The 25,887-nt window shown below is 68.7% G+C and carries 23 protein-coding genes and 6 pseudogenes; 15 read left to right on the plus strand and 14 right to left on the minus strand.

Going from position 1 to position 25,887, the window contains the following annotated elements; all coding sequences use genetic code 11:
• The 3 genes and pseudogenes from ACIBEI_RS31810 to ACIBEI_RS31820 all read left to right on the plus strand — a co-directional run.
• Positions 1–1,659, plus strand: a 1,659-nt coding sequence (locus ACIBEI_RS31810; RefSeq protein ID WP_398893663.1) for a PQQ-binding-like beta-propeller repeat protein, incomplete at its 5' end; no start/stop codon positions are given.
• 59 nt (positions 1,660–1,718) lie between these two features.
• Positions 1,719–2,153, plus strand: coding sequence for a hypothetical protein (locus tag ACIBEI_RS31815; protein WP_398893664.1), 435 nt, complete (start codon positions 1,719–1,721; stop codon positions 2,151–2,153).
• Between the two features lie 121 nt (positions 2,154–2,274).
• A pseudogene (locus ACIBEI_RS31820) lies at positions 2,275–2,895 on the plus strand (IS701 family transposase); the annotation flags it as partial.
• Between the two features lie 57 nt (positions 2,896–2,952).
• On the opposite strand, the gene ACIBEI_RS31825 reads toward ACIBEI_RS31820, so the two are convergent.
• A complete protein-coding gene (locus ACIBEI_RS31825) occupies positions 2,953–3,699 on the minus strand; it encodes a hypothetical protein (RefSeq protein ID WP_398893665.1) in 747 nt (248 codons plus the stop codon).
• Between the two features lie 240 nt (positions 3,700–3,939).
• Here ACIBEI_RS31825 and ACIBEI_RS31830 point away from each other — a divergent pair.
• Positions 3,940–4,647, plus strand: a pseudogene (locus ACIBEI_RS31830) (LacI family DNA-binding transcriptional regulator); the annotation flags it as partial.
• Positions 4,648–4,717: 70 nt separating this feature from the next.
• Here ACIBEI_RS31830 and ACIBEI_RS31835 read toward each other — a convergent pair.
• From ACIBEI_RS31835 to ACIBEI_RS31850, 4 genes and pseudogenes are all read right to left on the minus strand, one after another.
• Positions 4,718–4,837, minus strand: a pseudogene (locus ACIBEI_RS31835) (AAA family ATPase); the annotation flags it as partial.
• 574 nt (positions 4,838–5,411) lie between these two features.
• Complete coding sequence (locus ACIBEI_RS31840) at positions 5,412–5,807, minus strand: DUF6188 family protein (protein ID WP_398893666.1); 396 nt, start codon at positions 5,805–5,807, stop codon at positions 5,412–5,414.
• Positions 5,808–5,973: 166 nt separating this feature from the next.
• The gene (locus ACIBEI_RS31845) at positions 5,974–6,150 is read right to left on the minus strand and encodes a hypothetical protein (RefSeq protein ID WP_398893667.1); all 177 of its coding nucleotides are present in this window, start codon (positions 6,148–6,150) and stop codon (positions 5,974–5,976) included.
• A 93-nt stretch (positions 6,151–6,243) separates the two neighbouring features.
• Complete coding sequence (locus ACIBEI_RS31850) at positions 6,244–7,383, minus strand: PucR family transcriptional regulator (RefSeq protein ID WP_398893668.1); 1,140 nt, start codon at positions 7,381–7,383, stop codon at positions 6,244–6,246.
• 87 nt (positions 7,384–7,470) lie between these two features.
• Between ACIBEI_RS31850 and ACIBEI_RS31855 the strand changes: the two genes are divergently transcribed.
• The 3 genes from ACIBEI_RS31855 (at position 7,471) to ACIBEI_RS31865 (ending at position 10,454) form a co-directional block, all read left to right on the plus strand.
• Entirely contained in the window at positions 7,471–8,526 is a 1,056-nt protein-coding gene (locus ACIBEI_RS31855; protein WP_398893669.1) for a ferredoxin reductase, read from the plus strand.
• 7 nt (positions 8,527–8,533) lie between these two features.
• On the plus strand, positions 8,534–9,652 hold the full coding sequence (locus ACIBEI_RS31860; RefSeq protein ID WP_398893670.1) for a fatty acid desaturase family protein: 1,119 nt from the start codon (positions 8,534–8,536) through the stop codon (positions 9,650–9,652).
• Positions 9,653–10,121: 469 nt separating this feature from the next.
• On the plus strand, positions 10,122–10,454 hold the full coding sequence (locus ACIBEI_RS31865; RefSeq protein WP_398893671.1) for a hypothetical protein: 333 nt from the start codon (positions 10,122–10,124) through the stop codon (positions 10,452–10,454).
• Positions 10,455–11,427: 973 nt separating this feature from the next.
• Here ACIBEI_RS31865 and ACIBEI_RS31870 read toward each other — a convergent pair.
• Positions 11,428–12,546 carry a serine hydrolase domain-containing protein gene (locus ACIBEI_RS31870; protein WP_398893672.1) on the minus strand — a complete coding sequence of 373 codons (1,119 nt, stop codon included), beginning with the start codon at positions 12,544–12,546 and terminating at the stop codon, positions 11,428–11,430.
• Positions 12,547–12,881: 335 nt separating this feature from the next.
• Here ACIBEI_RS31870 and ACIBEI_RS31875 point away from each other — a divergent pair, with 335 nt between their 5' ends.
• Entirely contained in the window at positions 12,882–13,277 is a 396-nt protein-coding gene (locus ACIBEI_RS31875) for a hypothetical protein (RefSeq protein WP_398893673.1), read from the plus strand.
• Positions 13,278–13,295: 18 nt separating this feature from the next.
• Here ACIBEI_RS31875 and ACIBEI_RS31880 read toward each other — a convergent pair whose 3' ends face one another.
• Positions 13,296–13,679 (minus strand): hypothetical protein, encoded by a 384-nt coding sequence (locus tag ACIBEI_RS31880; RefSeq protein WP_398893674.1) that lies wholly within the window; start codon positions 13,677–13,679, stop codon positions 13,296–13,298.
• A gap of 14 nt (positions 13,680–13,693) precedes the next feature.
• On the opposite strand from ACIBEI_RS31880, the gene ACIBEI_RS31885 reads away from it, so the two are divergent.
• The 4 genes from ACIBEI_RS31885 to ACIBEI_RS31900 all read left to right on the plus strand — a co-directional run bounded on the left by ACIBEI_RS31885 (position 13,694) and on the right by ACIBEI_RS31900 (position 16,134).
• Positions 13,694–14,371, plus strand: coding sequence for a hypothetical protein (locus tag ACIBEI_RS31885; protein WP_398893675.1), 678 nt, complete (start codon positions 13,694–13,696; stop codon positions 14,369–14,371).
• A complete protein-coding gene (locus tag ACIBEI_RS31890; RefSeq protein ID WP_398893676.1) occupies positions 14,368–15,024 on the plus strand; it encodes a Fic family protein in 657 nt (218 codons plus the stop codon). The genes ACIBEI_RS31885 and ACIBEI_RS31890 overlap by 4 nt, the downstream gene beginning before the upstream one ends.
• Positions 15,021–15,422: a DUF5958 family protein gene (locus ACIBEI_RS31895; RefSeq protein ID WP_398893677.1), complete on the plus strand. Its 402-nt coding sequence runs from the start codon at positions 15,021–15,023 to the stop codon at positions 15,420–15,422. The genes ACIBEI_RS31890 and ACIBEI_RS31895 overlap by 4 nt, the downstream gene beginning before the upstream one ends.
• 439 nt (positions 15,423–15,861) lie before the next feature.
• Entirely contained in the window at positions 15,862–16,134 is a 273-nt protein-coding gene (locus ACIBEI_RS31900; protein WP_398893797.1) for a DUF6896 domain-containing protein, read from the plus strand.
• 365 nt (positions 16,135–16,499) lie between these two features.
• Here ACIBEI_RS31900 and ACIBEI_RS31905 read toward each other — a convergent pair whose 3' ends face one another.
• The 6 genes and pseudogenes from ACIBEI_RS31905 to ACIBEI_RS31930 all read right to left on the minus strand — a co-directional run bounded on the left by ACIBEI_RS31905 (position 16,500) and on the right by ACIBEI_RS31930 (position 22,418).
• Positions 16,500–17,861: an MFS transporter gene (locus tag ACIBEI_RS31905; RefSeq protein ID WP_398893678.1), complete on the minus strand. Its 1,362-nt coding sequence runs from the start codon at positions 17,859–17,861 to the stop codon at positions 16,500–16,502.
• 41 nt (positions 17,862–17,902) lie between these two features.
• Positions 17,903–19,222 (minus strand): histidinol dehydrogenase, encoded by a 1,320-nt coding sequence (hisD, locus tag ACIBEI_RS31910; protein WP_398893679.1) that lies wholly within the window; start codon positions 19,220–19,222, stop codon positions 17,903–17,905.
• 102 nt (positions 19,223–19,324) lie between these two features.
• Positions 19,325–20,293, minus strand: a complete 969-nt coding sequence (locus tag ACIBEI_RS31915) for a LacI family DNA-binding transcriptional regulator (protein ID WP_398893680.1) — start codon at positions 20,291–20,293, stop codon at positions 19,325–19,327.
• Positions 20,294–20,380: 87 nt separating this feature from the next.
• Positions 20,381–20,896, minus strand: a pseudogene (locus ACIBEI_RS31920) (transposase family protein); the annotation flags it as partial.
• Positions 20,897–21,137: pseudogene (locus ACIBEI_RS31925) on the minus strand (transposase); the annotation flags it as partial.
• 123 nt (positions 21,138–21,260) lie between these two features.
• Entirely contained in the window at positions 21,261–22,418 is a 1,158-nt protein-coding gene (locus ACIBEI_RS31930) for an FAD-dependent monooxygenase (protein WP_398893681.1), read from the minus strand.
• A 72-nt stretch (positions 22,419–22,490) separates the two neighbouring features.
• Here ACIBEI_RS31930 and ACIBEI_RS31935 point away from each other — a divergent pair, with 72 nt between their 5' ends.
• Positions 22,491–23,123, plus strand: coding sequence for a TetR/AcrR family transcriptional regulator (locus tag ACIBEI_RS31935; protein ID WP_398893682.1), 633 nt, complete (start codon positions 22,491–22,493; stop codon positions 23,121–23,123).
• A 15-nt stretch (positions 23,124–23,138) separates the two neighbouring features.
• Here ACIBEI_RS31935 and ACIBEI_RS31940 read toward each other — a convergent pair.
• Positions 23,139–23,576 (minus strand): annotated as a pseudogene (locus ACIBEI_RS31940) (carbohydrate binding domain-containing protein); the annotation flags it as partial.
• 985 nt (positions 23,577–24,561) lie between these two features.
• Here ACIBEI_RS31940 and ACIBEI_RS31945 point away from each other — a divergent pair.
• Entirely contained in the window at positions 24,562–25,065 is a 504-nt protein-coding gene (locus ACIBEI_RS31945) for an RNA polymerase sigma factor (RefSeq protein WP_398893798.1), read from the plus strand.
• The gene (locus tag ACIBEI_RS31950) at positions 25,062–25,877 is read left to right on the plus strand and encodes a zf-HC2 domain-containing protein (RefSeq protein WP_398893683.1); all 816 of its coding nucleotides are present in this window, start codon (positions 25,062–25,064) and stop codon (positions 25,875–25,877) included. Before ACIBEI_RS31945 ends, ACIBEI_RS31950 begins: the two co-directional genes overlap by 4 nt.
• Positions 25,878–25,887: the final 10 nt, after the last annotated feature.

The raw sequence follows: 25,887 nt of genomic DNA on the forward strand, positions 1-25,887 counted from the left end.
GCGTTCAGCCAGGACGGCCGCACCCTGGCCACCGGTGACCGTGACGGCACCATACGGATATGGGACACGGACACCGGCCGCCATCTCAAGTCCCTGCAGCGTCGAGCCGACGCGGCCGGAGCAGAAGCGGCTGTGCCAGTGTTGTCAATGGCGCTGGCGTTCAGCCAGGACGGCCGCACCCTGGCCACCGGTGACCGTGACGGCACCATACGGATATGGGACACGGACACCGGCCGCCATCTCAAGTCCCTGCACCGTCGAGCCGACGCGGCCGGAGCAGAAGCGGCTGTGCCAGTGTTGTCAATGGCGTTCAGCCCGGACAGCCGCACCCTGGCCACCGGCAGCGACGACGGCACCATACGGATATGGGACACGGACACCGGCCGGGTCCGCAGAAGTCTCCCTGCGCGTGTCGGTCCGTTCGTGTCGGTGGCATTCAGTCCAGACGGCCACACCCTGGCCACCACCAGCAGTGATCGCACGGTGCACCTGCGGGACGCGGACACCGGCCAGCTCCGCAGAAGTTTCCCCGGACACACCGGCCCGGTTAACGCGGTGGCATTCAGTCCGGACGGCCGCACGCTGGCCACCGCCAGTGACGACGGCACCGTGCGGATGTGGGACACAGCAGCCAGCCCTCGGGCCATCCACACCGGACGCCTCAGGGATGCGGAGCTCATGGCGGTCAGTCAGGACAGCAGCACCCTGGCCACCGGCAGCAGAAACGGGGTCGTACGCCTGTGGGACACCCGCATTGACCGCCTCCGAGCCAGCCTGCCCAAACACACGACTGCGGTGAACTCGCTGGCACTCAGCCCGGACGGCCGCACCCTGGCCATCAGCAGCTCCGGCCGCGGCATGGAACTGTGGGACACCAGCACCGGCCAGCTCCGCAGAGTCGTGTCCACCTTTCTCGGTGTCGCCTCCTCGATGGCCTTCAATCAGAGTGGGAACACCCTGGCCACCAGCAGCGTCAACCGCGGCACAGAACTGTGGGACACCGCCACCGGCCGCCTCCGCAGAAGCCTCCCAATCGAACCAGACATCGCGGCAACGAGCGACCGGCCCTTGGCGTTCAGCCCGGACGGTCACATCCTGGCCGTGGAAGGCGGCGAAAGCCAGGTGCGGCTGTGGGACATAGGCACCGGCCGCCTCCGTAAAAGCCTGACCGACCAAACCGCCCCGCTCGAATCGTTGGCGTTCAGTCCCGATGGCCGCACGGTGGCCGCCGGAGGCGGCAACAGCACCGTGATGATGTGGGACAGCAGCGCCCGCAGCCGCTTCCTCAGAAGCCTTGCCGGATCCACCGGCCCACTGGCCTTCAGCCCAGACGGCCGCACCCTGGCCACCGCCAACACCAATAACCAGGTCCAGCTGTGGGACGTGGCCACCGGCGGGACCCTGGCCACACTCTCCGGACACAACGACACAGTGCACGCAATCGCGTGGAGCGGAGACGGCCGCACCCTGACCACCGGTAGCACAGACCAGACCGTACGCGTGTGGAACGCGGTCCTACCAGCCCCCGCCACGGCGATCAACAAGATCTGCCGCGCAATAGGCCGCGACCTCACCCAGATCGAACAATCCCGCTACCTACCAGACCAGGAAGCCGAACAAGACCCCAAAACCGGCTGCCCCCCGGACACCGGAGGCTAGTACTCCAGCCGTAGATCGTGATCATGGATACGGAAGCTGCCCGCCGGTAGCCTGCCTGCGTGGCTGAGATCTGGGGCGAAGAGCAGTTGATCGCGGGCGGCTTCGAGCGTGTGTACGCCGAATCGGAGTGGTACGACGGACCGTGGGCCGGCCTTGCTGACATCGACGGGAAGCCTCACTACTTCGAGATGCACGTCTACGACCACAGCCATGAAGTCGATGAGTACCAGGTCTGGCCCGCAAGCGAGGCGGTGGCGGAGCTGGAGCGCGAGCAGTGGGCGATCTACGCCAGGTGGTATGAGCGCCGTGAGGCGGGCGAGGTCGGACAGGAGAGCCATCCGGGCCACGGCGGGGTCGACGCCCGCTACGACGAGCTGGAGCTGCTGTTGGCGCCGCACCGCTTGGCGCCGGACGGCGCCCGTCGGCTCGTGTGTGAGCTGCGGTTCGTTGCCGGTGTCGACGTTCGCTACCGAGTCGAGGGGCCCGACTACTGACTTCGGTGGCGTCCGAGACCACCGTTGATCATGGGGTGTTGTGTGGACAACCAATGATCACGCGGCGGCCTCGGACGCCGGCGTAGTGCCTGCCCACTGGCAGGAGGCATTCGAAGGACTGATGAGCCGGATCGCCGGCCAGTTCTCCCGAGTTGAACCCCGTCGCCGGGTGCGGCGGTTGGTCTCCGGGCTGCTCTCGGACCTGCCGAGGAAGAACTGCTGGACCCTGGCCGAGCGCGCGGGCGATGCCACTCCGGACGGCATGCAGCACCTGCTCCACCGGGCAAAATGGGACGCCGACGCGATTCGTGACGACATACGTGCCTACGTGGTCGAGCACCCGCACGACACCGAGGCGGTGCTCGTGGTCGACAAGACGGGCGATTTGAAGAAGGGCACCGCGACCGTCGGCGTCCAGCGTCAGTACACCGGCACGGCCGGCCGAGTCGAGAACGCCCAGGTCGCCGTTTATCTCGTGTACTCCGCCGCCCGCGGACACGCCGCCATCGACCGAGCCCTGTATGTGCCGCGCTCGTGGACCGAGGCACCGGACCGCTGCCGGAGCGCGGGCATCCCCGACGGCCTGGCCTTCGCCACCAAACCCCAACTTGCCGCCCGCATGGTCGAGCGGGCCTTGGACGCGGGAGCACCCGCGCACTGGGTCGCGGGCGAGGAGGTCTACGGCGACAACCCGCACTTGCGGACCGCCCTGGAACATCGTCGGACCGGTACGGCAGCGGCTCGGGTTGCTCCGTGCTGGCGGAGACTTCTTACTCCTCACGTGCGGTGTCTCCTGCGCTCAGGCTCTCCAACGCTGCGGCCAGGGGTAGCCAAGTTGCCTGGCGAACTCTGGTGAGCCACCGCAGACCTCGGCGGCTTGGCGCGGGTCGGCTGCGACGAGTTGCTCAGCGAGGCATTGAGCTTGGTCTGCCGGGTCGTCACTGGACACGGCGAGGGTCATCCGGAACTGCAGCCATGGCTGGTCTTCCCTGAATGCGGAGCGGCCTGGATGGAAGAGGAAGACGTTGACCTGGTCCGGTTCCCAGGGCCAGGCGGACACAGCGCCGAGTTCACATTCCCACCCTGCGAGCCGGTCAGCCCGCGCTTGGAGATCTTTGTCCAGCAGCCGTGCAACGGTCCACGCCGGCCATTCCCAGCTGCGGTCCGCGGTCGCTCGTTCGACTTCTCTTCGGTACTCCTGAGCCTCGAAGCGGAAGGCAGGCAGGTCGACCTCGTCCTCGTCGGGATTGCGCCACCCGTCCCAGAGCACGTAGTCGCCGTCGAGCCGGATGGTCACGTACAGAGCGCCGCAGCAGCCTTCGGTGCACGATGCCTCGGCCAGCCGCACCTCGTGCGGTTCGGACGCAGCAGTGAGAGGGCCGTCCGGCACCAAGAGGTACCGGGGATCTTCGCCCGGCCCCTCCGCAAACGCGTCGGCCAGGATGTCCCTACCGTCAACCAGCACCAAAACCTCCACGTTTTCACCTCTCTGCGTGGGATCAGGAACGACAACGCGAAGGGCAAGGCAATGCTTCTCATCAGGCACCGGACGATTGTCCAATGCGCCAGGACCGGACGTCGCGCCAATTTTTCAGGACTTCTCGGCGAGCGTGCAGCGGTCGGAGCATGAGGCCGGCGCAGGCAACGGCACGATCCTCTCGGCGTCGGAGGACCGGGTCGGCTTGGCCGAACAGGGCCGGAGCCGGGCCGAATTCACCTGCTGATGCCGGTGATCGACGGCTAACGTGTCCAGCGCCCGAGGGAACTGCGCGCATCGGAGAAGGCGTTGACGGAACGATCGAACGGACATCGCCCCACACTTGAGGACGTAGCGCGCAGGGCAGGGGTGTCGAAGTCCACGGTGTCTCGGGTGATCAACGGCGAGCCCAGAGTGCGAGCCACGGTCGCCGAACGCATCCGTCAGGCCGTCGACGAACTCGGCTACGTACCCAACCAAGCCGCCCGAAGCCTGGTCACCCGCCGCAACAACGCGGTCGCCGTCGTGGTCACCGAACCGCAGAACCGGCTCTTCGTGGACCCGTACTTCGACTGCCACCTGCGAGGCATCCGGCACGAACTCGTCCAACAAGGAGCACAGCCGGTGCTTCTGTTCATCGAGGAGCCGGACGACTATCCGCGCGTCGGAAACTTCCTGGGCGGCGGCCACGTCGACGGCGCCCTGCTGTTCTCACTGCGCACCGACGACCCGTTGCCCGCCATGGTCGAGCACATGGGCCTGCCCGCCATCTTCGGCGGTCGCCCGGCCAGCAGTTCGGGCCGCCGCAGTCACAGCTACACATACGTCGACGCCGACAACCGCGGCGGAGCCAGGGAAGCCGTCCGGCACCTCGTGTCACTGGGACGCCGACGCATCGGGACCATTGCCGGCCCGCTCAACCAGGCCTCCGCGATCGACCGACTCGACGGCTGGACGAATTCGTGGACGAGGTCTGGAACGCCCTCAACTCTGAACTCCGTGTGGCAGCTGCGGCCTTCGAGCCAGGACAGATCGAGGCCGCTGTCATCCGGCAAGTCAACTCTGTTGCCCACGCCGGTTGAATTGATCACGTATCTGCGGTCTGCTCAGCCAGAGCGCTGGTGCGGGCAAGTCGGTAAAACTCGGTGCCAGTCGGGATGATGGCGCCGTTGACGGTCAGCCGGTCGACGATGGCCGCGCAGAGCCGGTGACAAGGCCGCGGAGCGGAAGGACTCCGCGACGAAGGCCGGCCTGGCCGCGATCGGCAGAGCTTTCTCCGGAACGTTCCGTGTGATGGCTGCCGCGACCCGCGACGCCCTCCTCGGAGATTCGGAATGTGACCGCCCGCTTCGGCGGTCCGGCTGCCACCGGGTGCCCGCAGTCCGCGTTGAACGACGGGCGGATCCGGCCGCGCAATCGGTGCGTACTGCCGACTGCGCAGCCCGGGCGCGGGCCGTCGCGCACCGGGCCTCGCGTCGTGCGCAATCGGCCTGCTCGTGTGGCTGCGCAGCCGCGCGGGGCACCCTCGGCGTCCGGCTACGCACCGATAGTTCTGGTTGCGCAGCCGAGACAGGGCCGGGGGCGATGTGCCGCTCCCCCTCGGGCGTTCCCGCGCGTGCGCACCGCTGCGCCAGCCGCCCCGATCACCGTGTACCCCTGTACTGCGAGGTATCGGAGCGGGACTCCACGGAATACGAAATGTCGTGGTCGGGCCGACCAGCTGGATTCCAGCGGTCGTTGCAACAGGTTGAGTGCCGCAACGGTGTCGGTTGCAGCGATGATCAGTGGTGCCAGTCGGTTTCGCCACCTGGGCCAACTAGGACGGGATCGATTCCTGAGCCGGTGAGGCTCCACGACTCGTAGTCGGGGTCTGGCTCGATGCTGAGCCGAGTGCCGTCGTCGAAGCCGAGGGACAGGGTGCCTTGCCCCGTGACCTCGGATTCGGTGACACACTTGGCGAACAGGTCGAGTACCGGCGCCAGAGACGGTCCAGTGGCTGGCATCAGTAGGGCCTGATGGCCCGAGGAGTCCGTAAGGGTGAACGGTGTCTCGATGACGAGCTCGCCCTCGATGCGGATGCGGCCGTCTGGGGCATGATCGGTGAAGCTGATCCGGACCTGGTGGTCGAAGGCCGCGCGTGTGACACGGGTGCCGACCAGCTCCGCAGGTACTCGCACCGCTCCCCCTGCCGCGGTTCTGCCGTGTGTCGACGGAAAGCCGACGACCGGCTCTGTTGGGCCTTGAACAGTGTAGACAGGCGCTCGGTCGGCGTTTCCCGGCCGAGCGTCGTCTTGCGGGGCCCGCTGTTCAGTTCGGCGGCGACCGCGTTCGGGTGGGAGTTTGCTACCCGTGCCCGTCGTGCCAGGGACCGAGTTCGTGGGACGAGACCAGTACATCAGCCCGGTGGCCGACCTCTGCGGGTGTGCCGAGGCTCGGCTCAGCGAGTAAGGATGCCAGGGCGGCCCGGTGGGCCTCAATGCGCTGGGGCAGCTCTTCCCGGATCTCAGGTGTGTCGGACACTTCGCAGCAGTCCTTCCCTGAGTCGTTTCTTGCTGTTGCGGCAGTACGCAGTCTCGGTGACGCGGACGCGGTCATGGACGGTCGAAGTACGCGTCAGCTGCCCCGAAGACCGACCGCCAGCGTCAGTTCAAGGACCCGCTGTGGCGATGCGAGATCCGGAAACAGCTCCCGTAGCTGCGACATCCGGTACCGGACGGTCTGGGGGTGGACGAACAGCGCCGCCGCCACCTCCTCCCGCCTGCCCTGGTGCAGCAGCCAGGCCCGCAACGTCTCCTCCAGCCGCCGCGCGGTCGCGTCGGGCAAGGTTCGCAACGGTGCGAGGGCTCGGGTACGCAGGTCTGCGAAGGCGTCCGCGTCGGCGCTCAGCACCAGCTCGGGCAGGTGGTCCTCGGTGTCGCGGATATCAGAGGAGAGGGAGCGGGCGCGTACGGCTCGTGCGTACGAGGCGGACGCACGAGTCCATGGCCGGGCCGGGCCGACCACGGCGGTGCGGTTGGTCAGCTGCCGCACGAGATGTGATCGGTCGGCATCGGGGACGAACAGCACACCGGTGGAATCCGGCAGATCGTCGAGGACGAGGGTGCCCGGGTCGAGCGCGCGGTAGACAGGCCGGGCCTGGGCGGCGGGCAGCAGGACCGCGGTCAGTGACACCGGAGGCTGCCACCCGGCCCGTTGAGCAGAGGCCAGCAGCACGTCCGGGCTCGCGCCGGCGAGGAGGTCGCGGGCCAGGTGTTCCAGGTGGCGCTCGTGGTCCCTGCCCCGGGCGGCCAGCTCGTCGGCGTGCCCCGCGGCGCTCGCTGCGGAGAGCTCGTCGATGTAGGCGAAGGTCAGCTCGGCGAACTTGGCGACCTCGGCGGCGGGCAGACCCGCGGGCACGGCACCCGCTGCCAGGCATCGCCAGGCCACGCGGGCGCCGACGCGGTAGGCGCTGAGCAGGGCGTCCATCGAACGGCCGTCCCGGACCTCGCCGCGGCCCAGTTCGTAGGCCGCGTCACCGGCGTCGCCGCCCGTGGCGTTCCCGCTCGCGAGGTCCAGGTAGTGCCCCAGGGCGGTGCGGACGGCTCGGCGGATGGTGGCGCCCATGCGGCCCGAAAGGGCGTTGGCGTAGGGAGGGACCTCGTCGATGATCGCCTCGACGACCTCGTCGGCGGTGGTCTTCAGCGCGGCCCGCAGTGCGGTGACCGTTGTCTCATCCAGGGCCAGTCCGCTGGCCCTCCTGATTGCATGGCTCACGTTTTTGTTCCCTGCGAACAATTCAGTCGACCAGATTTACGTCCTACGGTCAGGACTTTACGCCTTGAGGCGCAGCAAGCTGGAGTCATGACGAGTACAGCCCTCCGCAGCAGGGCGTGGAAACTGCTGGAGATGGTCACGACGCCGCTGCTGCCGTCGGACTACCTCGACCTGGTCAGCCCGCTGCGTGCGGGCGCTGACCTGCGTGGGCGCATCGAGGCCGTGCACCCCGAGACGGGTGACGCCGCGACCATCGTGATCAGGCCGGGACGGGGCTGGCGCGGCCACACAGCCGGTCAGTACGTGCGGATCGGTGTCGACGTCGACGGGGTGCGCCTGTGGCGTGCCTACTCGCTCACCTCGCCGACAGACCGCCGGGACGGCCGCGTCACGATCACCGTGAAGGCGATCCCGGACGGCAAGGTCAGCAACCACCTGGTCCGCAGGGCCAAACCGGGCACGCTGATCCAGCTCGACCAGGCGACCGGTGACTTCGTGCTGCCGCAGGCCAAGCCCGCCAAGGTGCTCTACCTGACGGCCGGCAGCGGCATCACGCCCGTGATGGGCATGCTGCGCGACACCGAGTTCGACGACGTCGTCATGGTCCACTGCGCGCCACAGCCGCAGGACGTGATCTTCCGCAACGACCTGCACGCCCTGGTCGCGGACAAGAAACTGCGGCTCACCGAGGTGCACACCGACACCGACGGCATGCTCGACATCGCCCGTCTCGACGAACTCGTACCCGACTGGGCCGAGCGCGAGACCTGGGCCTGCGGGCCCGCGGGCCTGCTCGACGCCGCCGAAAAACACTGGAGCGAGCACGGCGTCCCAGAGCACCTGCACACCGAACGCTTCCGCCCCAGCATCGTCGTCGCCGGCGACGGTGGCGAGGTCACGTTCAGCACCACCGGCAAGACCGTCGACGCGGACGGCGCCACGCCGTTGCTGGACGTCGGCGAGGAGGCCGGCGTGCTCATGCCCTCCGGGTGCCGCATGGGCATCTGCTTCGGCTGCGTCACGCCGCTCAGGGCGGGCGCCGTCCGCGACCTGCGCACCGGCGAGATCACCGAGGCCGAGCCGGGCGTACTCATCCAGACCTGCGTGTCCGCCGCGGCGGGCCCCTGCGACATCGAACGGTAGGAGCACCTTGACCGCCATCGACCCCACCGCCCACCTGACCGCGGAGCAGATCGAGGAGCTCGGCCGCGAGCTCGACGCGATCCGCGACGAGGTGATCGCCGACCGCGGCGAGAAGGACGCCGCCTACATCCGCAAGGTCATCTCGGCGCAGCGCAAGCTCGAGCTGGTCAGCAGGGGCGTGCTGCTGTTCTCGATCTTCCCGCCCGCGTGGCTGATCGGCACCGCCGGGCTGTCCGTGGCGAAGATCATGGACAACATGGAGATCGGCCACAACATCCTGCACGGCCAGTGGGACTGGATGCGCGACCCGAAGATCCACTCCACCACCTGGGAGTGGGATCACGTCTCGCCGTCCGAGCAGTGGAAGCACTCGCACAACGAGCTGCATCACACGTACACCAACGTGATCGGCAAGGACAACGACCTCGGCTACGGCATCATGCGGGTCGACGAGGACCAGCGGTGGCACCCGTTCCACCTCGGCCAGCCGCTGTGGAACTTCATCAACGCCTGCTTCTTCGAGTACGGCATCGCAGCGTACGACCTGGAGCTCGGCAAGAACCTGAACAGGCGCCGCCGCAAGAACCCGGAGTTCCGCGCGCGGGCCAAGGCCGTGGGTCGCAAGATCCGCAAGCAGGTGCTCAAGGACTACGTGATCCACCCGCTGTTGTCGGGCCCGTCGTTCCTGCCCACGCTCGCCGCCACGTTCACCGCGAACCTGGTCCGCAACCTCTGGACCCACTCGGTGATCATGTGCGGGCACTTCCCCGAGGGCGTGCAGGTCTTCGAGCGCCGGTCGATCAAGGGCGAAACACGCGGCCAGTGGTACCTGCGCCAGATGATGGGCTCGGCGAACATCAGTGGCAGCAAGGCCATGCACTTCATGACCGGCAACCTGTCGCACCAGATCGAGCACCACCTGTTCCCGGACCTGCCGAGCAACCGGTACGCCGAGGTCGCGGTGAAGGTGCGCGCGCTGTTCGAAAAGTACGAGTTGGAGTACGTCACCGGGCCACTGCCCAAGCAGGTGTTCTCCGCGTGGCACAAGGTCTTCCGGCTCTCGCTGCCGAACAAGAAGCCCAAGGTCAACACGCCGGACCGCGAGCAGGAGCTCCTCGCGGCCTGATACCCGGTATCGATTCAGATCCTTCGGTTACCGGCAGCACCGCCGGGGTCGGCTCATTGGATCAGCAGTGACAGGGCCACGGTCATCTCCCAGGACCTGGACGAGGCCAAGGCCAAGGCCCACGAGGAGGGCTTCGTGGCCCTGTTCGGGTCACCGCCGCAGGTACAAACGCGCCTCGGTGGCCGCGCCGATCTGCACCAGAGCCGGCCGTCGGCCACGGCTGTGAGCGGATTCTTCTGGAGACTCCTGTCGCCCGCGGAAGTAGTCCGCCGGCCGGGTTCACCGTGCACCGGTTGAAGAAGCTGTTGTTCCCGTCGATCGCGAACGCCGAGGTGCTGCCGGTGGACGCGAGCATCGCGAAGGCACGTGTTGACGTGCAGTGCACTGCGGAGGGCGTCGCGTGAGCGGGCTGTGGCGTGCGGTCTGCCACCTGTGGCCCTATGCGACACCCGGTCGGTAATATGCGGCCATGGGACCAATTCTGGGCAAGGGTGATGGTTGCGAACTGCCCGCGACCGCTGTCTACTGGCTCACCGACGATCCGCAACCGGGCCTGGTTCTGGTGGAGTTCGCCGACGCCTACGACCGCCCTCACCAACTGGTCGGCAAGAGCGCCTACTTCGGCGGAGACCTGATGTCGACCTCAACCTACCCATGCCCGACCAGCATCCAGTGCACGATCGAAGAGGTCACCGACGACGTCGCCACAGTGAGCACGTGGTGGTTGGAGGGCGGCCCCAACGACACACGTTTCGTCTTCGACGTCTGGTTGGACACCCTCGGACCAACTACCGACGTCTGACTTGTCGGCCTACCGACGTCTGACTTGCCGACTCTGTTCAGGACTTCTGGTTCTGGGCGCCGCCCACGACCGGGCGGTAACACCAGGCAATAGGCAGTGCTGAACGTAGGGCGGCGGTCGACTCATTGCCCGGGGCGAGAAGACAAGCGTGACAGTCCCGCCCCGGTCCGCTTCCTCCGGCCTGTCCTCCCGGGCACCGTACGGGTACTCGTCCCAGGTGCTGCATCGTCCGGGATGCCTTCGTGTTCGACACACCACTCGGTCAGGGCCTGGGTCTGGCCCGCCCACAGCAGCAGTGCCCAGGCGAGTTCGGCCGGACTGTGAGCGGCCATGTGCGCGACGGCCTCGGTATCGGTGGCGGTCACGTGCTGGTCGGAACAGACCAGGCAGCCCTGGCCTATGCCCGCGTAGTCGACGAGTTGGGCCAGGGGTTCAGTCTTTGCTATGCCCGGCAAGCTACGCCGCCCGACCGCCCGCGTACGGGAATTCGCCGAGGCCTCCCCCGACAGGCTGACCCGCGGCAGCCTCGTCGGCCGTTGCCGGGCGCGAGCAGGCTGGTGACCTCGGCGACAGCCCCGCCGACGGCAGCTTCCCCAGGACGGTGCGAAGGAGCTGGTTGTACGCGTCAACGAGCTTCAGGCAGCCCTACCTTCCTGAAGCCAACAAGGAACGGGAGCAACAGCTCGTCGCCTCAGATGCCGACCGGAGGGGCTGCGGCGACGCCGATGACCACAACCTGCGGGAGGTCCTCCGCCAGCTGCGTGCGTGTGAGCAGGAGCGCCCGGGCGCGTACCGCGCACGCCTGCGGCGTGTCCGTCAGGTGGACCGGCTGGGAGGCATTCGAGTGCTGTGACTGGGACGGCCACCGGGTTTCGTGAGGCCGTGTCGGACGACGACTTGGCGACTTGTGTCCGATCGTTGGTCGGAAACACGGTGTGACGTCGGCGAGTTGACCGTCACAGCCCTCAACCGGTCAGCCGCAGAAGGCCTTGTCCAGAAGCGCGTCGACGGCGTCGTCCGGGTCGCCGCGGAAGTCGGGTGTGAGTGCGACCGTGACCTGGCGTCGCCGGTCCTCCGCGGTGAACGTCCAGGCCTGGTACGCCAGGGCATCGCCGTCGTTGCCGTATGCACGGACCCCGCACGAAGTGTCCTGCCAGGCCAGCCCCAGCCCGTACCTCCGGCCCTCGACAGCCGGTGTCTTCATCTCGTCGAGCAGGTGGCCCGGAAGGAGGCGCCCACCGAGCAGTGCGGCGACGAACCGGTTGAGATCCTTCGCCGTGGAGATCATCTCCCCACCTGCGCCCATCACCGAGGGGTTCATCTCCGTGTAGTCGACGAGCCGCGGTTCGCCGTTCTGCCTGATCGGTACGTAGCCGCGCGGATGCGGTCCGCGTATGTACGGAGACGTCCCCGGCAGAGATGTGTCGCGCAACCGCAGTGGTCGGATGATCCGGCGCTCGATCGCCTCCGCGTACGAGCGGCCGGTCACCTTCTCGACGACCTGGCCCAGCAGGAGGTATCCGGTGTTCGAGTACTCGTACTTGGAACCCGGCGGTTCGAACGTCGGCGGGTTGGCCACGGCGCGCTCCACCTGCTCGGCCGCGGTCCAGGTCCGCCAACGGTTGTCCAGAAACTCCGGCTCCGGTGGCATCGGCAGCGTGCGCTTGAAGTCGTACAACCCACTGGTGTGATTGAGCAGTTGCCGCACGGTGATGCGATGTCCGTCGGGCACGACTCCGGGCAGCCACTGTTCTGCCGTGTCGTCCAGCCGCAGCCGCCCCTCGCCGACGAGTTGCAGCACGACGGCGGCGACGAACGTCTTCGTGATGCTGCCCACCCGGAAACGGCTCCGGTCCGGAACCGCCCGCGTCGCGCCCAGTTCGGCGGCCCCGCTGGTGCCCCGCCACACGCCATGCCCGTCACGCACCTCCATCAGCGCGCCCACCGCGCCGACAGCCACCACGTCGTCCAGCCCTTGCTGCAGTCCGCTCCGCTCGGCTTCCTCCGGCGTGGCAGAGACGGCCGCGGACGACGCCGCGATCACCGCCAACGCCGCCGTCGCAGTCATCAGCGCCCTACCTGCTCGCTTCATCCCGCCCTCCCTGTGTGCACCTGCCGGCCCACAGCGGCGGCGACGGTACGCCCACCCCTGCCCCACTCGCCGCAAAGCGCTACAACCGCTGTCACAGACGGTCCCCCTCAACAGAGCCCACGGTCCGATTCGTCCCGAACACCATTACTTTCCTAAGAGGGTTAGGCCGCCGCGATGGGGCCTGTCACCGTATCCAGCCGGGGGATTCCCCCACGCTGCCGCTACGGAGATCGCGCTCTCAGGCGCGCGGGGGTGGACGGTCACCGGTTTCCCCACCTCGAACGTCAGGCGATCAGCCATGGGGACAACGGAGGCTCGGCACGTAGGGTGACCTGATGTTCGATCGGCTGGAGATCAGGGTGTTGCCGCAGGGGCCTCGGTTCGCTGCCCAGCTTCGGTTCTGGGTCAATGGCGAGGACGTAGTCGAAGCGGCAGTCGAAGAGGGGGGTCGCGGGCCGCTCGCGGCTGATGTTCTGCCTGCTGGCCGCCCCAGCCTGCTGCGGGCAACCAGTGAGGCGCGACGCGTGGAGCTGGGCGAACCCGAGTGCACCGGCGGTTGCTGCGGATTTCTCTCCGTGGTCGTGCAGCGTTTCGGGGACGTCATTCGATGGTCGGACTGGGAGGTTCCGTACGCCCCCGCCGCCCCGCCGCCGGAGTTTCACTTTGAGGCGAGCCAGTACGACGCCGAACTGGCTCGCGCCGAGGCGGACCGGTGGTGGCAGTCCCGGTGAGGACTTGCGTGAAGCTGATCATGGTGATCGTGGGGAATTCCGTGAACGCTGACACGGAGTTGCGGAGCGTCCTGGCTGTCTCAAAGCCTCCTGCTCGGGGTCGAAGGGAGTGAACCAGTCGAGCGGCGCGAGGTTGACCATGCCCAGCGCCTGGTTGACGTTGTTGCCGCCGTCCTCGATGCCGTCTAGGGAGTCGTCGAACATCATCAGGACGTCGTGGTCCTGGACGAGGAGGTCGGAGGCGGCGCCCCAGTCGACATCGCGGCCGTCCTCGGCAGGTCCCCCACCGCCTCGCGTACGGAGCGCGGCGGGTTGCGCGTCAGGTCGTGCCAGCGGTCCCGCCGGCCGCGCCCGTATCGTGCCTCTGCTCAGTAATGGGTTGGAGTTCGTACGGTTGAGCACGGCAGAGTGGCGTGGTGAGCGAACTGTGGGCACGCACGTTGACCTGGGAGCAAGTGGACCCGTCGCGGCATCCGTTCGAGTTGGACGAGGATGCCGCGGAGGCACTGGCCGGCCTTGTGGCACCCTTGCTGCCCAGCCCTGACGTCGTCGAAGAGCTCTGGTGGCGCTCGTTGGACCCCGTCACCGAATTCCTGGTGGAGCGGTTCGGCCGGTGGGCCTGCGGCTGGAACTGGTCGGTGGGTGAAGGCGACACCGATGGCGGGATCGTCGATGTGTGGTGCTGTGCCGCCCATTCCGTGACGACAGCGGACGTGACCGCCCCGTTGGCTGTCGAAGCCCTGCTCGAATGGCGTGACTGGATCGAGGACCTGGCAGAGCGCTTCGCCGCCTTGGCGCCCCCGTCGTACTCGGCCGGCTCCTCGTCCCTTGTTGATCCCTGGCACTGGGAACGCGCGTGCACGCGGCTGGTGACCGTGGTTGCCGACCGGACGGGGGCCGAGAGCGGCTGGTACAGACATTGCAAGCAGGTCCTCGGTTGGTTCCTCGCCTACAGCGGCATCGACGAGGAGCGAGCCCGGGAGATCGTGGAAAGCGCGGTCGGGGGCCGGTTCGGCAGCTGGATCGCACCGGACGTCGTCGTGGTCGACGCGGTGAGTTCGCGGTTCGCCCGGACCGTGGACGAAAACCAGTGACGTCCGGGGCCGGCCACCAGCAGGACGCCCTCGCCGACTGGCTGCGCATTCGTACGCGGATGTCCTGGCCGTGCTGGAGCGGCACCCGCAACGACGCGGGAGCACCGGCACGCGACGGCTTCCGGGACTTCTTCACCACCACACGCGGCATCCGCGACGCCGAAGGGACCGAGCGGGTCCTGACCGCGCTCGATCTGGCCCTCGCCGACGCGGAACAGGGCAGGCGGCTGAGCTTCGCCCTCATGGCGAACTGGCAGCGGACGGTGCTGCGTCGTGCCTCTGTCGGTTTCCGCACGGCGCCGGCCTTTGCGAAGGGCGGACGGGAACGCTACGGCCTCACACCCGATACGCAGGCGCGGTTCGAGCGCTGCCTGTCCGAGAGCACTCAACCGGACCTGCCCCTCCCCTCACGCGCCAGCCGGACCTACCTCGACGTCCTGTTCTTCCATCCGTTCGAGGACGGTAACGCCCGCGCAGCCATGCTGGCGCTGGCCTTCGTCCTTGCCCGCGAAGGTGTCCGCCTCGACCAAGTACACCCGCTACAAGCCACCCGCTGGGCCGACGACGCCGAGGGCGTGGCCGATCTGGCGATGCTGCTCGGGATCCTGATCTCCGCGGCGGAGCGCCGCATGTCCAAGGGGCGGCAGTCATGACCGTACGAGACGTCATACTCAACGAACTCGCCCAGGGGCTGCGCCCTATGTCGCAGGGCATCGAGTGGTTCGACGCACTCGTCCCGGAGGAGCAGGCCGAGACGCTGCTGTTCCTGTGTCATCACTGCGTCCAGGCCCGCGCCGTCACCGAAGACGGACCGGAGAGCATCCGCCGTGCCGGGCTGCGCCCCACGCATACGCCCGCGGTTCTGATCACCCGCGGCCCGATCGACCAGCAACTGGGGAAGATCGCCGGCCTCGTCCCCGCCGACGAACGCCGCAAGGCTTTCCGGCTGCTGGTCGCGGTACTCGCGATCGCGGACGAACGGCGCCGCGAGCGCTTCTGCTCCGGCGCATGCGGTCACTGGTGGCACAGACTGGACGTCGCTGACGGATGATGACGAGTCCAGGGTCCGCTTGACTCTCCGCTCCTGGACTTCGCCCGCGCAAGTTGGGCTGACGGCCGAAGAATGCTGGACCTTCTCGACCTGCACGGAGCTACCGAGCTACCGAGCTACCGAGCTACCGAGCTACCGAGCTACCGACAGCAGGTGCCCAGCGCGATGCGCGTCTAAGCCGAGCGCAACGTGACCGCCTACCAGGTCAGCTACTACCGGGGCCCGTCGTTCACGGAACGCGCCCGGCATTCGCCCACGAAGCCAGCGGCTGGGACGCGATCGAACTGACGGCTGAGGCCAGTTCGCCGACCGCCAGCTGGCCGAGCGGTGGCGCGCGTACCACCAGGAGCACAAGGTGTTCGCCCTGTTGACCTCGCAGGAGAACCTGCGCCGCACCCGAAGGTGACTCAACTCCACCATCTGACCAGCACACATACGGCTGTGGCCCCGCAACACGCCAGGTGTTCGGGGCCACAGCCGCTACAAGGTTCATGGGGCAGGGTGCCGCTTCGTGACCGACAACGGCACTGAGGTTGATGTGGACTTCGCAGCCGACGGGAGCGCAGTCTTCGACCTCTGGCGGCTGTGCGGGTATGGGCTGGGCCTGCCTGAGCCTCTTGACGTCACGGATCAGGACATGCGGTCCACAGTGCGGTCGCTGCAACCGCTCCTGACCGAGGTGCGGCCGGGGTGGTTCAGCGTAGCCAACTGATCGTGTCAGGATGAGGTTTGTGGGCGGCGGAGGCGCATGAGGCTGCAGGCTGGTGCGAGCAGGCTCAGGTGCGGATCGGCGCGTCGTTCGTAGCGGGTGCGCAGAGTCATTTGAACTGGTGCCGCCAGGCGCAGGCGCGCTCGACGACCCAACACACCTCGCCCAGTACTGAGCCTTGGGCGACGCCACTTCGGGCGATCAGGGGCTTGCTGCCGCGCTTGAGCAGCAGGCGCCGGTACTTGTCGAAGTCGTAGCCCTGGTCGGCGTACAGGTCCGTGTCCGTGTCCGTGTCCGTGTCCGATCGGCGTTCTCCGGCTCCGCCCTTCCCCGCACAGCGCCTACACCCGTCGTCAATGGCAAGTGCGTCAGCGTGATGAGAAGGCCGGTGCGGTGTCGGTGTGCTTGTGAAGGGCGCCGATCTCGCTCAGTTCGCGGTCCCGGCGGTCGGGGGCGAACGCGATCGCCGCCATCGCGATCAGCGTCGTCACGATCACGAAGCCGATCACCATCCACAGGCTGCCGTCGGCCCATAGGACCATCGCGCTGGCCAGTGCCGGGGTGAAGCTTGCGAGCAGGATCGATGCCATCTGGTAGCCGATCGAGATGCCGGAGTACCGCACCGAGGTGGGGAACATCTCGCAGTACAGCGCGGGCAGAGGTGCGTAGACCATGGCGTGCCCGAGGGCGAGGAACAGCACCACCCCAATGACGATCGCCCACAGGTGTCCGGTGTGGATCAGCGCAAAGCTGGGCCACGTGGTGGCCACGATCAGCGCGCCGCCGATGAGGAAGGTCCGCACCCGTCCGATGCGGTCGGACACTGCCCCGAATATCGGGATCATCACGATGTTCACCGCCGCACCGATCATCGACGCGGCCAGAGCGTAACTTTTCGGCGCACCGAGGGTGGTGGTGACGTAGGACAGGATGAAGGTGGTGAACAGGTAGTAGTTCCCGGCCTCGGCGAACCGGCCGAAGATGGTGATCAGCAGTGGCTTGCGGTGATCTCGGAAGAGGATCGCCGCAGGCGCCTTGCGGCGTTCGAGTTCGGCGTCCATCTTGGCCTTCTCGGCGAGGAAGGCCGGGCTTTCGGTGGCGCGCAGCCGGATGAAGAAGCCGATGCCGGCCAGCACGACGCTGAACAGGAACGGCAGCCGCCAACCCCACTCCTCGAAGGCGTCGCCGGAGATCCACGATGCGAACGACACCGAGGCCGTGCCCAGCAGCAGTCCCGCAGAGACCCCGATCTGCGGCCAGGAGCCGAAGTACCCGCGGCGGCCCCGCGGCGCGTTCTCCACAGCGACGATGGCCGCCCCGCCCCACTCGCCGCCGACCGCGAAGCCCTGTGCCAGCCGCAGCACGCACAGCAACAGGGGCGCCGCCACCCCGATCTGCTGGTAGGTCGGCACGAAGCCGATCGCCGCAGTCGCCACCGTCATGATCGAGAACGTGAGGATCAGCGTGGACTTGCGTCCGATCCTGTCCCCGAGATGCCCGGCGACGAACGCGCCGATCGGGCGGGCCAGGAAGCCGACGCCGAACGTGGCGAGCGAGACGATCTGGCCTACCCCGGGTGCGAAGTTCGGGAAGAAGAGATTCCCGAACACCAGCGCAGCGGCGACTCCGTAGATCGTGTACTCGTACCACTCGACGATCGCGCCGATGGTGCCGGACTGCAGTGATCGACGACGGACCTGTTCCGGGGTCGGGGTAGCGGCGGTAGGCATGTGATCTCCGTTGATCGGGGGTGTGGGGAGGGGCGGTGGTGTCAGGCGCGGACGGACTCGAAGTGGTCGGTCCACGGCAGCGGGACACCGGCGTACTTGGCCGCCCGGACATCGCCCGAGCGGGCGTGGCCCTCGAACAGTTCGACGCGGGCCGCGCGGCCGCACAGCACCCCGAGGTCGGCCGACGACTTCGGCTCGCGGACCTCCTGGTAGGTGACGGTGCGCAGGTACATGCCCACCCACAGGCCGCCGGTGTAGCGGGCCGCGCCACGGGTCGGCAGCACGTGGTTGGTACCGATCACCTTGTCGCCGTAGGACACGCAGGTGCCTTCGCCGAGGAACAGGGCACCGTAGGCGTGCATCTTGTCCAGCGCTTCACGGGGGTTCTCGGTGAGGATCTGGACGTGCTCGTAGGCGAAGCCGTCGGCAACGCGGTAGGCCTCGTCGAGGTCATCGACCAGGATGATCTGGCCGTGGTCCCGCCAGGCCTGGCCGGCGATGTCGCCGGTCTGCAGGCCGGGCAGGATCTCGTCGATGTGCCGCTGCACCTCACCGGCGACGCGCTCGCTGGTGGTCACCAGCACGGCCGGGGAGTCCGGGCCGTGCTCCGCCTGGGAGAGCAGGTCGACGGCGGCGACGAACGGGTCGGCGTCGTCGTCGGCCACGACCAGGATCTCCGTGGGCCCGGCGAACAGGTCGATACCGACCTCACCGAAGAGCTGGCGCTTGGCCTCGGCCACGTAGGCGTTGCCCGGCCCGGCCAGCATGTCCACCGACGTCATCGTCTCGGTGCCGATGCTCATGGCGGCGATCGCCTGGACACCGCCCAGGATGTAGATCTCGTCAGCGCCGGCCAGATGCATCGCTGCGACGGTCGCGGCGGGGATCTCGCCCCGAATCGGCGGCGTACAGGCGATCACGCGGGGCACGCCGGCGGCCTTGGCCGTCACGATCGTCATGTGCGCGGAGGCGGTCAGGGGGTAGCGGCCGCCGGGGATGTAGGCACCGACGGACTGGATCGGCACGTGACGGTGACCGAGGAACACGCCCGGTGCGGTCTCGATCTCGATCTCCGACATCGACTCCCGCTGCGCCTCGGCGAAACGGCGGACGTTGGCCTGGACCGTCTTGATGTCCTCGATGACCTGGGGGTCGAGCGTGCCGATGATCTCAGCGAGCTGCTCGCCGTCGAGGCGGAAGGACTCCGGCTCCCAGCGGTCGAAACGCGCCGACAGCTCGCGGACGGCTTCGTCGCCACGGCTCCGTACGTCGGCGATCAGCTCACGGACGGTCTGCCCGACCGTGTCGTTGCCGGACGGCGCGGTGGACGAGGTGGTGGCGGCCTTGATGGTGCGGGACACGCCCAGCTCCTTTGCTCGCAGTGTGGATACGTATCCAATGGATACGTATCCACAGCATGAACAGCGAACTGCACAGCCGTCAAGAGGTGTCTCAGAAGCGGTTCACGCCGGAGCGGTGGTGGAACGGCCGACGAACTCCACCGGCAGGACCTCATGCCGGAGAGGAGCCTCCGGATTCTCCAGCCGGTCCAGCAGCAGCTCGACGCCGACCTGCGCGATCCGCTCCAGCGGCTGGCGCACCGTCGTCAGATCGATGCGTTCCCACGCCGACAGCGGCACATCGTCACAGCCCACCACGCTCAGCTCGCGCGGCACTGCCACGCCCGCCGCCGCGGCCGCGTTGAGTGCCGCGTACGCCATGACGTCGTTGTGGCAGAACAGCGCGGTGGGCGGCTCTGCGCCGCCGAGGAGGGTGCGCACGGCGTCGTAGGCGGTGGCGTAGTCGTAGGCTCCGTCGATCTCCGTCACGGTCACGCCTTCGGCGGCGCGCACCCGCTCGCGGAATCCGAGGCCGCGCTGCTGCGCCGTGCTCGCCCCGGCCAGGCCGCACACCATCGCGATGTGACGATGCCCCAGGCTCAGCAGGTGCTCGGCAGCCAGCCTGCCGGCCCTGTCGTTGTCGGCCTCCACCTGGTCGGCCGGGAAGTCCTCGAGAGTACGGTGACACAGCACAACGGGGATCCCGTGACCCAGCATGCGATGTGCCAGCGGCTCGTCCCGTACCGCCGAGGTGAACACGACCCCGTCCACGCCCTCGCGCCGCAACAGCGCCAGGCCCTCATCTGCGGTCATCACATCCGTGACCAGCGACAGGCGCAGGCCCTGCTCGTGCAAAACCCGCTCCATCGCCTTGACCATCACCGGATAGAACGGGTTCGTGAGGTCCCTGATGACCACCCCGATGAGCCCCGAGCGGGCACCTACCAGGCTCCGCGCCGCCTGGCTGGGCTCGAAGTCGTATTTGGCAACCGCAGCGAGTACCCGCCGCCGGGTCTCGGGGGCCACGCTCCCGCCGTTGAGGACGCGGGAGACGGTCGATTGCGCCACACCCGCCTCGCGGGCGATCTGCACGCTCGTGACGTTCGGCCGCCGCGCCATGGGTACTCAACCTCCGGGTCGTGTCGAAGCAAGGATACGGATCGTCAGGGCTGGGCCGCTGCAGTCCCGGAGGATCTTGTAGTTCTCCATGCGGCCGATGACGTGTTCCACGCTGGCTCGGACCTTACGGTGCTCGGCGTTGTCGTCCTCCTCAGCCTGGAGGAGAGCTCGCCCGGGGCGTTTGCGGTGGGCTACCGCCATGCCGCCGTTGAGATGGGCGCCGTCGCCGAGCGCCGTCACGCCCTGGCGGTGCCGGCTCAGCCCGGACGCGCGTCAGGCGTGCGCGTCCGCGGTGGTGCCCGGCACCGGCCGTGCGGCCGCGATCACCAGCCTGGTGTTCGCGTCCACGATGACCTGCACGTTCGCCGAGAACCGGTGGTTGCGGCTGGACGCGGGCACGCTCTGGTCACGGATCGGGATCAGCGTGCCGTCCACGATCCTCATCCGGTCTGCGACATCGGCCGTGCGGGACACCGGCTCAAGCGCGAGCGGCGGGCCCAGCCGCTGGACGACCCTGCGCACCGTGGAAGAGGAGACGCCAAACAGCTGGCCCAGCTGCCGCGTCGTCAGGTTCGTGACGCTGGCCTCGGTCCGGTCCCGCAGTGGGCGCCACGCCGTCACCCCGGAGCAGCCCCCGGTCTCCGTCGGGACGTCGCGCCATTCGACGCCGGTCCGCAGCACGTGCGGGACGTCGACGAGGGCCGCCCGGTCGGGAACACGCAGTCGCCCGCGGCAGCGGTACTGCGCTCGGGAGGACGCGGCAGCAGTGGAACCACCCGCTCCCCCACAGGTGGTCCGGAACAGGATCAGCATGCACCCGGGCACCGTGCCCACCGTGACCGCCAACGGCCCGACCCGCACTCCGACTCTGTCTCGGACGGTGTCTGCGGTGTCTGGTGGTGAGTTGGCAGGGCGCGAATCGGATCAGCCCAGTTTCGGATCAGCCCAGTTGTGGTGGGACCCAGGCGTGGTGCCGAAGGATCATGTGCGTTGCGACGCGGGAGGGTGTCAGCCGCATCGCCGTGTTCCGCAGGGCGACGGCCAGTGGGTGGGAGAGCTGCTGGCCCATCCGCCCGGCCTGCCGGGCGGCCCGCGCGACGGACTGGCTGCGCGGTCGGCGCTCGGCGTCGTAGCGAGCGAGCGCGGCCTCAACGGTGGGCTCGGTGGCGAGCACGGCGGCCAGGGTGATCGCGTCCTCCAGCGCCTGGCAGGCGCCTTGTCCGAGGTTGGGGGTCATCGCGTGTGCCGCGTCGCCGAGCAGCGCGGTCCGGCCGACGGTGTAGGAGGGGAGCGGCGTGCGGAGTTCGTTGACGTCGTGGTGCAGCACGGCGGTGGGCCGGGTCGCGTCGAGCAGGGCGGGGATCGGGTCGTGCCAGGTGTGGAATCGTCTGCGCAGTTCGGCCAGTGGGTCGGCGAACCGCGTCCCGGCGGGGAGGTTGAGGACGGCGTGCCACTCGGCCCGCCCGTCGGGGAAGGCGATGTGCCCGAACTCGGCTCCGTGTCCCCAGGTCAGCTCGAAGTCGGTGCGCAGGTCGACCGGCTGGTCGGTGATGGCGCGCAGCACCGTCGAGCTGCTGTAGACCGGGCCGGGGTGGGCCGGGAAGAGATGGCTGCGCACTGTGCTGCCGATGCCGTCGGCCGCCACCACCAGATCGGCGTCCAGGACCGTGTCGCCGCAGCCGACTCGAACCGTCCCGGCGCCGATCTGCTCGACCGAGTCCGCCTCGGAACCGATCAGCAGCGCCTCGGCGGGCAGGGAGTCGCGAAGCAGTCGGTGCAAGGTGGAGCGCGGGATGCCCATGATCGGTGTGCCCACCGCCTTCTCCAGCGCCGAGCCGTCCATCCTGGCCAGCCAACCGCCCTGTGGCGTGCGAGTGCCGCCGTTGTACTGGCCGCGCGAGGCTTCCCGTACCGCGCCGCCGACGCCGAGTTCGTCCAGTGCCCGCAGGCCGTTGGCCGCCAGTGAGATGCCCGCCCCCGCGTCCTCAAGCATGGACGCGCGCTCGACGACCGTTACGTCCCATCCGATGCGGCGCAGTCCGATCGCGGCGGCCAGCCCGCCGATGCCCCCTCCGACCACCACTGCCGTGTTGCCCATACCGAAGCCCTCACCCTTCTACATCTGTAGAAGGGAACTCTATCCGAGGCTCTACAGGTGTAGAAAGGAGTCATGGCTTCGGACCGGCGCACCCTCCTCGCGGACGCGGCTCTCGACGTGCTTGCCGACGAAGGGATCCGCGGCCTGACCCACCGTGCAGTCGACCGCAGAGCGGCCATGCCGCCCGGCACCACTTCGGCCTACTTCCGCACCCGAGCCGCGCTGCTCACCGGACTGGTCACACGCCTGGTCCAACTCGACCAGGCGGAACTGCAGACGATGGCCGAAGAGCTTCCACCGCTGCGCACCGCCGTGGAACTGGTGGACGGCATGGTGCTGCTCGCCCGACAGCGACTCACCGGCGAGGGCCGCCGCCGCTCGCTCGCCCGCTACGCCTGCGCCGTGGAGAGTGTGCGCGACCGAGAGCTGCGCGAGATCCTCGTGGCCCGCGAGAACGCCGGCCGTGATGCGGTCCGGGTGTTCCTCGCCGCGCACGGCGTGACGGACGTCGAGAATCGCACTCACATCCTGCTGACCTGCATCGATGGCCTGGTCTTCGACCGGCTGGTGAGCGGCGGCGAAGTACCGCGCGAGGCCCTCGAAGGCCTGGTCGCCGCCGCCCTACGTCAGGACCCGGGTGTCCGCGGTCGCCCTCGAACTGGCCTGCGGCCTCATGTGTCTCCGCCGCCCAAGCGCTCATCCTGAAACGATCAGTTAGGCGCCACCGCCACCAGGCCCGTCCAGGGTGATGTCGTCGGCGTAGTACCTGCCCTGTGCGTACCAGCCGTGAACGTAGATTGTCGCGCTGGTCTGGGAGGCGCTTGTAGTGAAGGAGACGGTCAGTGGGCTGAATCCGGAGGGGGAAGTGGCCCAGGTGGAGGCGCCGCCGTTCACACCCAGGTAGACGTGGGAGCCGCGGATCCAGCCGCTGAGTGAGTAGGTGGTGTTCGGCCGTACCGCGACGGTCTGGCTGCACTGCGCGATGTCGCTCGAACTCACCGCCCCCTGAAGGGCCTTGGAGCCCGTGTGGACGGGGGAAGAGACGATCGAGCCCGGGTTGCCGGTGCAGGTCCACGGTGCGAGGCTGCCCGACTCGAAGCCGGGGTTGGTCAGCGCGTCGACAGCCCCGACCCCGCCCGGCGCAGCCGACGCGCTCGCCGAGGGTGCGGCCGGAGTCGTATCGGTACGGCCGGCGATCAGGAGGGAGCAGCTGAAGCCGACGACGGCCGCCGCGACGAGGGCGATCACCACGGCCGCGCGGCGCTGTCCGGGCCCGAGGCGCGGGCGACCCACGGGCTGCGGCGGGCGGGCGTCGCCGTCGGGTGCGGGAAATTCCTTCGCCGTGCCGCCGGGGACGGGCGGGAAATTCCTTCGTCATGCCGTCGGGGACAGGCGGGAGTTCCTCTGTCTCGCCGCCGGTCCAGGTGTGCGGGACGGGTGCGGCCACGGTCCCGTGGCTGCGGTAGTCCTTGTCCTGGCGTATCTCGTCGAGCAGTTGGGCCAGCGCGTCGGTGCGGCGCGGTCGCAGCACGCGGATGGGCTCGAGCGCGGGGCGGTCGTCCGGTGAGTCGGACGCGGGCGTGGTGGGCACGGCGCTCTCCTTCCGTCCCGTGGCAGAGACCTGAGCTGCCCCTGTGACATTGATACGCAACGCCCGCTCCAGAGGTTCAGCCGACGCCGCGCCCGGGGACGCCACACGGGACGCCCGTGAGGCAAGGGACAGCCGTACGTCGACCGGGCGTTGACTCGGACCGGTCCGATGTTCTCGACCTCCAGGTGCGAGGCGTCGGTGCCGCGACCCCCGTAACGCACGACCCACGCCGCTGGGTGTACCGGTCGGGCCGGAGGCGCGGCTGTACCTGCAGCCGGAGGGCCGCTGGACCGGCCTGGAGACACTGTCATCGCGGGCCCCACCAGCACCGTCCGGCGCGACATCCACGGCCCGTTCGGCCGCGCCTGGCAGATCCTCACTGTTCGGACCTTGCCGAATAACCGATACCCAAAGGCCCACGACAGCAGGACCACCTGCGTGACGTGGATCACGGCAATGGGAAAACCTGTCGCCCGGGCCGGGCGTCTAGCAGGTGTGAGATCAGTCAGAGCAGCGCTGCACGAGGTGGACGAGGAGCGTCTCGTCCGGCTCGTGGCAAAGGGCGACCGTGCCGCGTTCGAGGAGCTGTACCGGCGTACGTCGCCGTGGATGGCGGTGCGGCTGCGCCGCCGGTGTGTGGACGAGCAGATCGTCGCGGAGGTCATGCAGGAGACCTACTTGGCGGTGTGGCGCGCGGCGGGCGCGTTCGCCGGGGCCGCGGTCGGAGGGACGGCCACGGGTTGGTTGTGGACGATCGCGGCGCGCCGCCTCGTCGACGCGTTCCGGCGCAGGGCCCACCACGCGGAGCCGCCGCCGGCCGCCGCTGTGCCCGACGCGGCGCCCGCCGCCGAGGAGTTGGCGCTCGCGGAGACCGTCGGCGGCGATGTCGGGGACGCGCTGCGGTGTCTCGCGCCGGAGTTGAGACAGGTACTGCAGGCCATGGTGCTCGACGGGCTGTCCGTCCGGGAGACCGCGGTCCTGCTCGGGCTGCCCGAGGGCACGGTCAAGACCCGTGCCCGCCGGGCCCGGATCGAGATGCGGAGGGCGCTGGCATGAGTATCGAACACGCGTCGAAGCGGATCATCGAGAGTTACGTGCGTGGCGGCGCGGACCTCGCCGCCGACGAAGTGTGGGCCGTGGAGGCGCATCTGGAGATGTGCCGGGTGTGCCGTGACCGGTTGTCCGCCGCTGTCGGTGCGGGGGTGCCCGCCGTGGCGTCGCTCGTCGACACCGTGTGGTCCGGCCTCGAACCCCAAATCGCCGTCACCGCCACGATGCCGCGCGGACGGCGCTGGTCGGCGCCGCTGTCGAGGTGGATGACGCCCACGATGGTGCCGTGGCTGGCCATGGTCGTGGGGGTGACTCTGTTGGCCCTGCTGCTCGACCTGTCCGACACCGGCTCCGCCGAGGTGTCGCTGGTGCTGCTGTTCGCGCCGGTCCTGCCCGTGCTCGGCGTCGCGGCGTCCTGGTCGCGCGGTCTGGACCCGGCGTACGAACTGACGGCCTCGGTGCCCAGGGCCGGGCTGTATCTCGTGCTGAGGCGCACCGCGTCCGTGCTCGGAGTGGTCGTCCCCGCGCTGCTGGTGGGCGGATGGGTCACGGGGGTGATGGTGGCGCAGTGGCTGCTGCCCTGCCTGGCCTTCACGGCCACGACGCTGGCGCTGGGCGGTGTCGTCGGTGTGACCCGCGCGGCCGTCGTGCTCGCTACTGTCTGGGCCGCCGTGGTCGTGGCGCCGACCTTGGCCACCAGCCGTACGACCTTCGCCCTACAGACGGACGGCCTGCCCGCGTGGGGGCTGATCCTGGCACTCGGCATCGGTGTCGTGATCGCCCGCAGAGGCGCGTACACCGTGCTGGGAGCCCATTGATGACCATCGG

The organism is Streptomyces sp. NPDC050988, from assembly GCF_044456225.1.
In the GTDB taxonomy this organism is placed as follows: Bacteria; Actinomycetota; Actinomycetes; order Streptomycetales; family Streptomycetaceae; genus Streptomyces.